The organism is Arthrobacter sp. OAP107 (assembly GCF_040546765.1).
Classification (GTDB): domain Bacteria; phylum Actinomycetota; class Actinomycetes; order Actinomycetales; family Micrococcaceae; genus Arthrobacter.
Map to the genome: position 1 here is coordinate 2,055,848 of NZ_JBEPOK010000001.1, position 12,091 is coordinate 2,067,938.

The window sequence follows — 12,091 nt, forward strand, 5'->3', positions numbered from 1 at the left end:
ATCGTGGTGTCTGCCGCGGAGAGGACAGGGAATCAATTCAGGAATCTAATACTCGTGCTCTCTGGCAACAATCCACGGTTCCCGTGGAAGCCCTCCACGCCACGCTACTTGACGGGCTCACTAAGGCACCAAGTTAGCATCGGCGTCGCCGTGGCAGACACCTCAATAATCCCCGCTGACACCGACCACGGCCATGCACGCGACTGAGTTATGCGAACTTTCTATCCCCACGGCGCGACAGCGGCTCTGGACCGCTACTTGGGTGGGGCGCCGGCGGTCATTCAAGGCCGCGGCGCTTGAGGAGCGGCTCCAGGGTGGCGTCCCGTCCGCGGAGGGTGCGGAACGACTCGAGCGGGTCCCGGCTGTTGCCGCGGGAGAGCAGTTCGGCGCGGAACCGGTCGCCGTTGGCCCGGCTGAGCCCGCCGTTCTCGGTGAACCAGTCCACGGTCTCGGCGTCCAGCACCTCACTCCAGATGTAGGAGTAGTAGCCCGCAGCGTAGCCGTCGCCCGCAAAGATGTGCTGGAAATAGCCCGTCCGGTACCGCGGCGGAATCAACGGATGGGCCACCCCCGCGGCAGCCAGGGCCTTCGCCTCGAATTCGAGGGCGTCCTCCGGAACGCCGCCGGCCTCCAGAACGTGCCAGGCCAGGTCCAGCAGCGCCGCGCCGAGGTACTCCGTCGTGGCGAACCCCTCGCCCCACAGACGGGACTCGTTGAGCCGGTCGACGACGTCCTGGGCCAGTGGCTCGCCCGTGGCGTGGTGGCGGGCGTAGTTGGCCAGCACTTCCGGCCACATGATCCACATCTCGTTGACCTGGGACGGGTACTCCACGAAGTCCCGCGGCACCGACGTGCCCGAGAAACGGGGGTACGTGACGCTGGAAAACAGCCCGTGCAGGGCATGCCCGAACTCGTGGAATGCGGTCCGTACCTCGTCGAGCGTGAGCAGCGTAGGCTCACCGGCCGGCGGCTTGGAGATGTTCAGGTTGTTGATCACCACAGGCCTGGTGCCGAGCAGCGTCGACTGGTCCACCAACGAATTCATCCACGCGCCGCCCCGCTTGGTTTCGCGGGTGTAGTAGTCACCCAGGAACAGGCCAAGCTCTGTTCCGTCCGCGTCCCGGACCTCCCAGATCCGGACGTCCTCGTGGTAGCCAGCGAGGTCCGTGCGCCCGTGGAAGGTGATGCCGAAGAGCGAGGTAGCGGCGAAGAAAACGCCGTCCGTCAGCACGCTGTCCAGCTCGAAGTACGGCCTGAGGGCCTGCTCGTCCACGGTGTACCGTTCGCGCCGCACTTTGGCGGAATAATAGGCCCAGTCCCAGGCCTCGAGCGGGTGGCCGGCGCTCTCGGCCAGGGCGGCAGCCTCGCCGTCGGCGTTCCTTACGGCAGCGGGCGCGAGCCGGTTCAGCATGGTCCGTACGGCGCCGAAGTCGGGGGCCGTCTGCCGGTCCACCACCAGTTCGGCGTAGTTGGCGAAACCCAGCAGGGCGCCCTTTTCGGCGCGGAGCCGGACCATGGATTTCACGAGGTCCAGGACGTCGAGGTCACCGCCGGAGCTGCCTCGGGCAATGGACGCCTCGAAGAGCCGCCGCCGCACGTCCCGGTTGTCCAATGATGCCAGGGCGGGCTGGTTGCTCGGCTGGATGAGCGTCAGGAGGAACTTGCCGTCATGTCCGGCAACGCGGGCTGCCTCCGCGGCGCTGGCGATCTCGTCTGCGGGGAGGCCCGCGAGGTCCTCGGCGCTGTCCAGCAGCAGGGCGGCGGACTTCATGGCTTCCTTGACCCGCTGCCCGAATTCCGTGCCCAGCCGGGACAGCTCGGCGTTCAGCGAACGGAGCCGGTCCTGGCCGGCGTCGTCCAATTGAATGCCCGACTGGCGGAACTCCTTGAGGTACTCCTCGACCAGCCGTGCCGATTCGGCGTCCAGGCCCGCGGTGTCCACGGCGGCGAAGCGCTCGTAGAGCGCCCGGTTGAGGTAGACAGCGTCCTGGTGGGCGGCGAAGCGGGGCGACAGGTCGGTCTCCAGTTTCCTGATCGCCTCGGAGGCGTGGGCCGAAACCAGGGTGAAGAACGAAGCCGCGGCGCGGTCCAGCAGCCGGCCGGACCGTTCCATGGCCAGTGCTGTGTTCTCGAACGTGGCGGGCTCGGGATTGTCCACGATGGCCTGGATCTCGGCCAGGTGTTCGGCGAGCCCGGCGTCAACCGCCTCGGCATAGTGGGCGTCGTCGATGCCGGCAAACGGCGGCAGACCGAAGGGGAGCGTGCTGGGGGACAGGAGGGGATTGGTCATGAAACAACCCTTTCATGCAGGTCCCCGGTTCACAACGTTTTTAGCGACCTGCAGAGCATGCCCGGCCACAATCCGGCACGCCATCCGGAAGCAATGCACCTCCAACGCTGACGGCTCCAACCGCCGGAGCCCACGAGTTGCTGGTGACTCCCTAGCGCGGCCTGCGGGCCGCGTGCTCGCGGGCCAGGACGGCGAAGCGGTCGTCCGGTTGGCCGGGCGTGAAGGTTCCGTACTTGCGTTCGACGGCGGTCCGGATCAGGAAGTCGGCGATGGCCGGGTTCTTGGGCAGCAGGGAACCGTGCAGGTAGCTGGCCACGATGTTGCGGTACCGGGCACCCTCCTGGCCGTCGCTGCTGTTGTTGCCCGTGCCCTTCGCCACCGTCCCGAGAGGTTCGACGCCGGGGCCCAGGGTGGTCTGGCCGCTGTGGTTTTCGTAGCCGAGCACCTCGCCGAACTCGGCGGTGGTGACCTTCACGTTGCCGATGAGCCGCTCATCCGTGCCGTGGGTCTCAATGTCCAGGACCCCGATGCCGGGAATGACCGGGCCGGACCGGGTCTTGAAGAAGCGGCCGAACAGCTGGTAGAGCCCGCAGATGAGGAGCATCGGCGTGCCGTCCTCGGCCATCCCCTTGAGGAGGCCGGCCCGGGACTGGAGGTCGTCCTGGATGACGAGCTGGCCGCTGTCCTGCCCGCCGCCACCGAGGATAATGTCCACACCCTCGGGGAACTCGTCGCCCACGTTGTACTCGAGCAGTTCCGGCGTGTAACCGTGCCACTTGAGGCGCTGCTGCAGCACCAGGGCATTGCCCCAGTCACCGTAGATGTTCATCTCCCTCGGGTACAACTGCAGGACCCGGATGGTTCCCTTTGATGCGGTGGTGCCGGGCGCTGAATCGGGGGTCAAGAGACCACCTCCACTGTGGTGATTTTGGACAGCTCACGGCGGATGGCGAGCATCGCGGTGTAGGTGCAGAAGACCCGCTTCGGCTTGCCTTTGCCCTTGCGGATGAAGTCGGCCAGGGCGGCCGGGATGTCGGTGTCCACCGCGCCGATCTGCACTTCGTCGTACTGCAGGCGAAGGGCCATGTCGTATGCGCGGGAGCCGGTGACCTGGTCCACGCCCTCGGCGCGCAGCGAGTCGAAATCGACATCCCACAGCCAGGACATGTCGCGGCCGTCGGCGTAGTTGTCGTTGATGGCGATCATGGTGGCGTAGCCGCCCGAGGGGAACGATTTCAGGCCCAGCCGGAAACCGCTGGGGTTCTTGACCAGGACCAGATCCAGCGGGAGCCCGTCCACGGTGAGGCTTTCGCCGCGTCCGAATGCCGGGGCCACCTCTGAAAGCGCCTTTAGCAGGGTGCCGTGGTCCGCCGTGGCGGCCCCGCTGCCGCAGATGCTGCGGGCAAGGGCCAGCGCAGCGGCGGCGTTAAAGATGTTGTACACGCCACGGAGTTTCATCCCGGTGGTGACCGTGCCGCCGTCGTACTCAAAATCGGCGTCATAGGCGCCCACCCGGCGGAGCACGACGTCGGCCTGGGGCCGTTCCGGCACTGCGGGTACCGGGCTGCCGGGCCCGGCGCGGAGTTCGTCGTCGCTGGGGAAGGTGCCCAGCAGGGAGTCGTCCAGGCCAAAGTAGAGGACCTCGGGGCCCTGCAGCGTATCGGCGATGCGGGCCACCCGCGGGTCCTCACGGTTCAGCACGACGGTCCCGGTGGTCTTGGAGGCGATGTGCTGGAGGAGCTGGGCGGTCTTGTCGATCTCACCGAAACGGTCCAGCTGGTCGCGGAGGACATTCAGCAGCAGGCTGTAGCGCGGCGGGACCCGGTTGACGAAGTGCACGGCGTGGGCCTCATCCAGCTCCAGCACGGCGATATCAGCGTCGAGCCGTCCCCTCCAGTCGACGTCGCCGAGCAGGGCGGCCGCCACGCCCCGGGTGAAGTTGCTCCCGGTACGGTTGGTGAACACCTTCAGGCCCTGGCTTTCCAGCAGTTCCACCACCATCTTGGTGGTAGTGGTCTTGCCGTTGGTGCCGCTGACCACGGCCACGCCGTGGGGGAGAGTGGACAGGGTCCGCTGCATGAAGCCGGGGTCGATTTTTTCGACCACCAGGCCGGGAAATGCAGAGCCTCCGCCCCTGAGCCGGGAAACCCGGCGGACGAACTTGCCGAGCGGAACGCTAAGGGAAAACATGCTCTGTAATATATCCCAGCAGCGGCATGCAATGTGGCGGCCCCCGGCGGCGGAGACGTCGGTTTGTGCCCGGGACACTATGCTGTTTAGATGACCAATTCCCTTTCCAGCGCCCTTCCGCGCCCGGCCGGCGTGGCCGAAAAGCCCGGGTCCGGCCTGCGCATCGGCGTTCTGGCGCTCCAGGGCGACTTCCGTGAGCACCTCCGGGCGGTCGAGACCGCCGGCGCCGCCGGCGTGGGCGTCCGCCGCCCGGCCGAGCTCGAAGGGCTCGACGGGCTCATCATCCCCGGCGGCGAATCGACGGCCATCGACAAGCTGGCCCGCGCCTTCGATCTTGCGGAACCGCTGCGGCAGCGGATCGCCGACGGCCTCCCGGTATACGGTTCCTGCGCGGGCATGATCCTGCTGGCGGACGACATCGCCGACCCCGCGGCAGACCTCGCAGGAAACCCCCAGCAGACGTTCGGCGGCCTGGACATCACGGTGCGCCGCAACGCCTTCGGCCGGCAGCGCGAGTCCTTCGAGACCGACCTCGACTTCAAGGGCCTGGAGTTCAGCGCCACAGAGCAGGGCGTGGCTCCGGTTCACGCGGTGTTCATCCGCGGCCCCTGGGTGGAGCGCGTCGGCCCCGGCGTTGAGGTCCTGGCGCAGGTGGAGCCGGCCGACCAGGAACATGCCTCCCACGCGGCCGATCTGCAGGGGACAGCTAGAATTGTTGCAGTGCGTTCAGGCCAGCTGCTGGCCACCTCCTTCCATCCGGAAGTGACAGGCGAGAAGCGCGTGCATGAACTTTTTATCCGCATGATCAGAGGAGAAGCGTAAAGCATGTCAGGCCACTCCAAATGGGCAACGACCAAGCACAAGAAGGCCATCATTGATAGCCGCCGGGCAAAGTCGTTCGCCAAGCTGATCAAGAACATCGAAGTTGCGGCCCGGATGGGCGGCCCGGACCTGGCGGGCAACCCCGGACTCGAACTGGCCGTCACCAAGGCCAAGAAGACCTCGGTGCCGAACGACAACATTGACCGCGCCATCAAGCGCGGCGCCGGGCTCACCGGCGAGGTCGTGGACTACACGGAGATCATGTACGAATGCCGCGGCCCGCAGGGTTCGGCGCTGCTGATCGAGTGCCTTACCGACAACAAGAACCGCGCGGCATCAGAGGTCCGGCTGGCCATCTCCCGCAACGGCGGCACCATCGCCGACCCCGGCTCGGTCAGCTACCTGTTCACCCGCAAGGGCGTTGTCACCCTGCCCAAGAACGACCTCACCGAGGATGACGTCCTGATGGCCGTGCTGGACGCCGGCGCCGAGGAAGTCAAGGACAACGGGGACAACTTCGAGATCCACTCGGACCCGAAGGACCTGCAGGCCGTCCGCGATGCGCTCAAGGAAGCCGGCATCGACTACGACACCGACGAGGCCGAGTTCGTGCCCTCCATGGAGGTGCCGCTGGACCTTGACGCCGCCAAGAAGTTCATGAAGCTCGTTGACGCCCTCGAGGACCTCGACGACGTCCAGAACGTTTACAGCAACGCTGACCTCAGCGACGAAGTTCAGGCAGCCCTGGAAGCCGAGTGATTTTCCGCGCGGCCGACCGGGGCGTTTGCACGTGACGCTGCGCGTACTGGGCATCGACCCCGGGCTGACCCGCTGTGGCATCGGCGTGGTGGACGTCGAAAAGAACCGCCGCGCCACCATGGTGGCCGTCGGCGTGGTGGGAACGTCCCCCGAGGAAACGCTCGACCAGCGGCTGCTGGTGATCGCCCTCGCCATCGACGACTGGCTCGACCGCTACGAGCCGCACGTGCTGGCGGTGGAACGGGTTTTCTCGCAGCTCAACGTCAGCACGGTCATGGGCGTGGCCCAGGCCTCCGGCGTCGTCATCGCTGCCGCGGCCCGGCGCGGCATCCCCGTGGCCTTGCACACGCCGTCGGAGGTCAAGGCCGCGGTGACCGGGAGCGGATCCTCCAACAAGGAGGCCGTCACCAAGCTGGTCACCAAGATTCTGCGGCTCGATGCGCCGCCGCGTCCGGCGGACGCGGCGGACGCCCTGGCCCTCGCCATCACGCACGCCTGGCGCGCGGGCAGCGGCGCATCCGTCGCCACCACCGGTCCGGGCAGCCAGTCCCTGACCCCTGCCCAGCGCGCCTGGGCCGAGGCCGAGGCGAAAGCGCGCCGTGCGCGCTGAATGTCGCCGGCCCTTGCTAGGGTATTCGTAGATATGTTCGGATAGTCGGTTTTTGCCGGCGCAAGTTCAGGAGCCCCGGCCTTGATTAGTTTTCTCCGCGGAACTGTGGCGCACGTCGGGCTGTCCACCGCCGTAATCGATCTCAACGGCGCCGGCATGAGCGTCTATGCCACTCCGCAGACGCTCAGCAAGCTCCGGACCGGTGAGGAGGGGAAGCTTTTCACCTCCCTGATTGTCCGGGAAGACTCCCTGACCCTGTTCGGCTTCGCCAGCGCCGACGAGCGGGAAGTTTTCGACACTCTGCTCAGTGTCAGCGGTGTTGGTCCGCGGCTCGCCCTCGCAGTCCTGGCCGTGCACGATCCCGAGGCCATCCGCATCGCCGCGCACACCGAGGACAGCAAGACGTTCACCAAGGTCCCGGGGATCGGCCCGAAGGTCGCCGGGCGCATCGTCCTGGAACTGGCCGGGAAACTGGTGCCGCACGGCACAGCCACGCCAGCGGGAGCGCCGGCTGCTTCATCGGAAGGCGTCTGGAAGCCGCAGGTCGTGGCCGCCATGACCAGCCTGGGATGGTCCGAAAAGGACGCCTCGGGCAGCATCGACAAGGCCCTTGCGGATGCGCCGGAACTCGCCGGCGAAGGCAATGTTGCGGAGATCCTGCGCACCACACTGCGCTGGCTGGGCCAGGACGGCGCCCGGGCAGGCAACAGGGTAGGCAGCCGTGGCTGAGCCGTCCCTGGTCGCCGGAGGAGAAGAGCCGGAAGAGCGGGCCATCGAGGCGGCGCTTCGGCCCAAGAACCTCGACGACTTTGTGGGCCAGCACAGGGTCCGCAAGCAGCTTTCCCTGGTGCTGAAGGCATCCCGGATGCGCGGGCGCAGCGCGGACCACGTCCTCTTTTCCGGTCCGCCGGGCCTCGGCAAGACCACACTCGCCATGATTGTTGCGTCCGAGATGAACGCGCCGCTGCGGATCAGCAGCGGCCCCGCAATCCAGCACGCCGGAGACCTCGCCGCCATCCTTTCCTCGCTGTCCGAAGGCGAAGTCCTCTTCCTGGACGAAATCCACAGGATGTCCCGCCCGGCCGAGGAAATGCTCTACATGGCCATGGAGGACTTCCGCGTTGACATCGTGGTGGGCAAGGGCGCTGGCGCCACGGCCATTCCGCTGGAGCTGCCGCCCTTTACGCTGGTGGGTGCCACCACACGTGCTGGCCTCCTGCCGGGTCCGCTCCGGGACCGCTTCGGCTTCACCGGGCACCTGGAGTTTTATTCGGTGGAAGAGCTGGAATTGGTGCTCCGCCGGTCCGCCGGACTCCTCGACCTGAAGGTGAATTCGGCCGGCTTCACTGAGATCGCCGGACGCTCACGCGGTACGCCCCGCATCGCCAACCGGCTGCTGCGGCGGGTCCGGGACTGGGCGCTGGTCCACGGAATCGAGCAGATCGATGCCCGCTCCGCCTCCGCCGCGCTGGACATGTACGAAGTGGACAAGCGAGGCCTGGACCGGCTGGACCGGTCAGTGCTGGAAGCGCTGATCACCAAATTCGGCGGCGGCCCGGTGGGCCTGTCAACCCTGGCCATCGCCGTGGGGGAGGAGCCGGAGACGGTGGAGACCGTCGCCGAGCCGTATTTGGTCCGGGAGGGGCTGCTGGGCAGGACGCCGCGGGGCCGGATCGCCATGGCGCCGGCCTGGACCCACTTGGGGCTGGCCGTGCCGGCGGGCGTCTTCGGCCAGGAAACCCTGGACCTTTTCGGGGCGGGGCCGGGTGATGAGGAATCGTCATCTGAGTGGGTTTCCAGCACCCAATAGCAGCGCCCTCCCAGCTTTTCCCTCTAGACTGGAAGGACGCTCGGCACGTCCGGGCTTTGTTTCCGTGTCCCGCTTCGGCGGGCCGCCCGCGGCCGGTCTCCCGTGTCCGGGCGGGCAGCCCGGTGCAAAGCGGACGTCGCTGTCAACCAGCTACGCAAGTTACAGAACGGAAAAATCCTCTTGGATCCAATGACAATTCTGCTGTTCGTCATGCTCGGCGTGTTCATCTTCATGATGTTCCGCCGCAACAAGAAAACGCAGCAGCAGCAGACCCAGCTGCAGTCGCAGTTCGCTCCTGGCGTCGAGGTCATGACCAGCTTCGGACTGTTCGGCCGCATCGAGTCGATCGACGAAGCGGAGAACAAGGTCGTCCTGGAACTGTCGCCCGGCAACCTGGCCACCGTCCACCGCCAGGCCGTAACCAAGATCGTGGAGCCCGCCGTCGAAACGCAGGCCGTTCCCGATGACGCATCGGCGCTGACGGCCGAGGAGCCGCGGGACCCCGAGGCGCTGACTCCCGAAAACAACGCCGGCACGGCCGGCGAAACTCCGGACGAAACCCTCAAGCGCCTCAACGACGAGGGCAAGAAGGACATCTAGTCCGCCGCTTCCGCACGGTACAGCTGTCTACGGCTGCGGAGCCGCCGGGGGCGGCGAGGTTCGCCCCGGCGGCCCTCCGCAAATAATAGAAAGATAGGCAATGGCACGAACTGGCCGCAAAAAACCATCACTTCGGGTGCTGGTCTGGCTTGGTGTAATCCTGGCCGCCATGACGGCCGTCCTTGCGGGCGGCACAATGTCCGGGGTTGCCAGCTGGAGCCCGAAGCTTGCCCTGGACCTTGAGGGCGGCACCCAGATGATCCTGGCACCCAAAGTTGAGGGCAACTCGGACATCAATGAGGAGCAGCTCAACCAGGCGGTGGCCATCATCCGCCAGCGGGTGGACGGCTCGGGTGTCGCAGAGGCTGAGATCAGCACGCAGTCCGGGCGCAACGTGGTGGTGAGCCTTCCCGGCACCCCGTCCACGGAAACCCGTGCCCTCATCCAGGCCTCCGCGGACATGAACTTCCGGCCCGTGCTCGTCACAGGCGCCGGAGCAGCGGTCCCTGCCGCGCAGCGGACACCTGCTGCCCAGCTGCCGAAGCCGACGGCCAAGCCGACAAACGCCAGCGATTCGAACTGGATCACCGCGGACATCCAGAAGCAGTTCGAGGCCCTCGACTGTGACCACCCGGCGCAGGAGAAGCAGGAGCGTTCCGACCCGGCCAAGCCGCTGGTCACCTGCGAGCCTGCCACCGACAAGACACCTGCGATCAAGTACATCCTGGGTCCGGTCGAGGTCAAGGGCGTGGAGATCCAGGGCTCGACGTTCCAGCTCCAGCAGGGCGCCCAGGGTGCCGTCACCAACGAATGGGCTGTCAACATCCAGTTCAACGCTGAGGGTACGGCCAAGTTCAAGACGGTCACAGAACGCCTCAACCAGTTCTACGTTGCTGCGGGCGGTGAGACCGGCAGCGATCCCAAGTCGCAGTTCGCCATTGTCCTGGATGACCAGGTCATTTCGGCCCCGCGGTCCCAGGCGGTCATCACCGACGGCCGCCCGCAGATCACCGGCGGCTTCACGGAGAAGTCGGCCAAGGCGCTGTCGGACCAGCTCCGGTTCGGTGCCCTGCCCATCAGCTTCGACATCCAGAGCGAGCAGCAGATTTCCGCCACCCTCGGCGGTGAGCAGCTCCGGATGGGCCTCCTCGCCGGCCTGATCGGCCTGCTGCTGGTGGTTGTCTACTCGCTGTTCCAGTACCGGGCGCTCGGCTTCGTCACCATTTTCTCCCTCGTGGTGGCGGGTGCGCTTACATACCTTGCCATTGCAATCCTTGGCTGGACCGAGAATTACCGGCTGTCCCTCGCCGGCGTCGCCGGTCTCATCGTGGCCATCGGCCAGACAGCGGACTCGTTCATCGTGTACTTCGAACGCATCCGTGATGAGCTCCGCGAGGGCCGCGGCCTGGTGTCGGCAGTGGAGAACGGCTGGAAGCGGGCCAAGCGGACCGTCCTGGCATCCAAAGCGGTCAACCTCCTGGCTGCACTGGTGCTGTACTTCGTGGCCGTCGGCAACGTGCGCGGCTTTGCCTTCACGCTAGGCCTGACCGCCATCGCCGACCTCATCGTCGTGTTCATGTTCACCCACCCCACGCTGCAGCAGCTGGCCAGGACCCGGTTCTTCGGCGAAGGCCACAAGTTCTCCGGTCTTGATCCCGAGCGCCTCGGCGCGGTGCCGCTCTACCGGGGCGCCGGCAGGCTCCGCAGCCCCGAGGACAAGCCGTCAGTGGTACGCGCCAAGAACACCGGTGCCGCGGCTGAGGCTGAGCGCCGGATGACCATCGCTGAACGCCGCCGCGCGGAGCAGCAGGAGCAGCTAGCCGGTTCCTCCAAGGGCCCGGCCAAGGAGGGCAAGTAAATGTCCAGTTTCGCGAAATTCGGCAACGAGCTCTATACCGGCAAGCGTTCCTACGACTTCGTCGGGGCCAAGAAAATCTGGTTCACCGTGGCCGCCATTGCGGTTGCGCTGTCTATCCTGATCCCGGTGGTCAAGGGCGGCTTCAACCTGGGCATTGAGTTCCGCGGCGGTTCCGAGTTCACGGTGTCCAACGTCAAGACCACCGAATCGGCCGTGGGAGAGAAGGCTGTCCACGACGTCGTTCCCGGCAGCGTGCCGCGCGTGGCCAACGTGGCCGGAACCACTATGCGGATCCAGACGGACAAGCTCTCCGACGACGAGACCCTCAAGATCAAGGAAGGTCTCACCAAGGCCTACGGCGTAACGGACAATGAGGTGACCTCCACCTTCGTTGGCCCCACCTGGGGTGCCGATGTCACCAAGCAGGCCCTGATCGGGCTCGTGGTCTTCGTTGCCCTCGCGACCGTCCTGATGGCCCTCTACTTCCGGACCTGGAAGATGTCGCTCTCGGCGATCGTGGGCATGCTCGTCACCATGTTCATCACCGCCGGTGTCTACGCCCTGAGCGACTTCGAGGTCACGCCGTCGGCGATTATCGGATTCCTGACAGTGCTCAGCTATTCGCTGTACGACACTGTGGTGGTGTTCGACAAGATCCGTGAAAACACGGCCGACATCGATACCTCCTCGCGCCGCACCTTCGGCGAGGAAGTCAACCTGGCCGTCAACCAGACCCTGGTCCGCTCCATCAACACCATGATGGTTGCCATCCTCCCGGTCGGGGCGATCCTGTTCATCGGGGCCGGCCTGCTGGGCGCCGGAACCCTGCGCGACCTTTCCCTGGCCCTGTTCGTCGGGATCCTGATCGGCACCGCGGCGACGATCTTCATCGCGGCGCCGATGTATGCCTGGCTGCGCCAGGGCGAGGCGCCGCTGGTCAAGCAAGCCCAGCGCGTCAAGCAGCGCCGGGTGGACGCCGCCGCCAAGGCTGCCGCCGCCGAGCCTGCAAAAGCATAAGGAACTCCCGCAACAGCCTGGAGCGTCCGGACCGGATGCCGTCACCGCGACGGCGTCCGGTCTTTGCGTTAAGCGCATGCGTCGCCCCCACCGGACCGCCCGGGTACCGGGCTGCGTGGCCGGCTGCGCCTTTGG

At 66.5% G+C, this 12,091-nt stretch carries 11 protein-coding genes; 8 read left to right on the top strand and 3 right to left on the bottom strand.

What is annotated here, in order from left to right; all coding sequences use genetic code 11:
* Nucleotides 1-277: 277 nt before the first annotated feature.
* The 3 genes from ABIE00_RS09665 to ABIE00_RS09675 all read right to left on the bottom strand — a co-directional run bounded on the left by ABIE00_RS09665 (nucleotide 278) and on the right by ABIE00_RS09675 (nucleotide 4,480).
* A complete protein-coding gene (locus tag ABIE00_RS09665; RefSeq protein WP_354259538.1) occupies nucleotides 278-2,290 on the bottom strand; it encodes a M3 family metallopeptidase in 2,013 nt (670 codons plus the stop codon).
* Between the two features lie 151 nt (nucleotides 2,291-2,441).
* Entirely contained in the window at nucleotides 2,442-3,194 is a 753-nt protein-coding gene (locus ABIE00_RS09670) for a type 1 glutamine amidotransferase (RefSeq protein WP_354259541.1), read from the bottom strand.
* A complete protein-coding gene (locus ABIE00_RS09675; RefSeq protein WP_354259544.1) occupies nucleotides 3,191-4,480 on the bottom strand; it encodes a Mur ligase family protein in 1,290 nt (429 codons plus the stop codon). Before ABIE00_RS09675 ends, ABIE00_RS09670 begins: the two co-directional genes overlap by 4 nt.
* Nucleotides 4,481-4,570: 90 nt before the next feature.
* Between ABIE00_RS09675 and pdxT the strand changes: the two genes are divergently transcribed.
* From pdxT to secF, 8 genes are all read left to right on the top strand, one after another.
* Entirely contained in the window at nucleotides 4,571-5,302 is a 732-nt protein-coding gene (gene pdxT / locus ABIE00_RS09680; protein WP_354259547.1) for a pyridoxal 5'-phosphate synthase glutaminase subunit PdxT, read from the top strand.
* Between the two features lie 3 nt (nucleotides 5,303-5,305).
* Complete coding sequence (locus ABIE00_RS09685; protein WP_190602648.1) at nucleotides 5,306-6,061, top strand: YebC/PmpR family DNA-binding transcriptional regulator; 756 nt, start codon at nucleotides 5,306-5,308, stop codon at nucleotides 6,059-6,061.
* Nucleotides 6,062-6,092: 31 nt separating this feature from the next.
* The gene (gene ruvC / locus ABIE00_RS09690; RefSeq protein ID WP_003800677.1) at nucleotides 6,093-6,671 is read left to right on the top strand and encodes a crossover junction endodeoxyribonuclease RuvC; all 579 of its coding nucleotides are present in this window, start codon (nucleotides 6,093-6,095) and stop codon (nucleotides 6,669-6,671) included.
* An 81-nt stretch (nucleotides 6,672-6,752) separates the two neighbouring features.
* Nucleotides 6,753-7,400 carry a Holliday junction branch migration protein RuvA gene (gene ruvA / locus ABIE00_RS09695; protein WP_354259551.1) on the top strand — a complete coding sequence of 216 codons (648 nt, stop codon included), beginning with the start codon at nucleotides 6,753-6,755 and terminating at the stop codon, nucleotides 7,398-7,400.
* A complete protein-coding gene (ruvB, locus tag ABIE00_RS09700) occupies nucleotides 7,393-8,481 on the top strand; it encodes a Holliday junction branch migration DNA helicase RuvB (protein WP_354259554.1) in 1,089 nt (362 codons plus the stop codon). Before ruvA ends, ruvB begins: the two co-directional genes overlap by 8 nt.
* A 189-nt stretch (nucleotides 8,482-8,670) precedes the next feature.
* Complete coding sequence (gene yajC, locus ABIE00_RS09705; protein ID WP_354259557.1) at nucleotides 8,671-9,081, top strand: preprotein translocase subunit YajC; 411 nt, start codon at nucleotides 8,671-8,673, stop codon at nucleotides 9,079-9,081.
* Nucleotides 9,082-9,181: 100 nt separating this feature from the next.
* Nucleotides 9,182-10,939, top strand: coding sequence for a protein translocase subunit SecD (secD, locus tag ABIE00_RS09710; protein ID WP_354259560.1), 1,758 nt, complete (start codon nucleotides 9,182-9,184; stop codon nucleotides 10,937-10,939).
* Entirely contained in the window at nucleotides 10,940-11,956 is a 1,017-nt protein-coding gene (secF, locus tag ABIE00_RS09715; protein WP_354259563.1) for a protein translocase subunit SecF, read from the top strand. It begins immediately after the preceding gene.
* The last annotated feature ends 135 nt before the right edge of the window (nucleotides 11,957-12,091 follow it).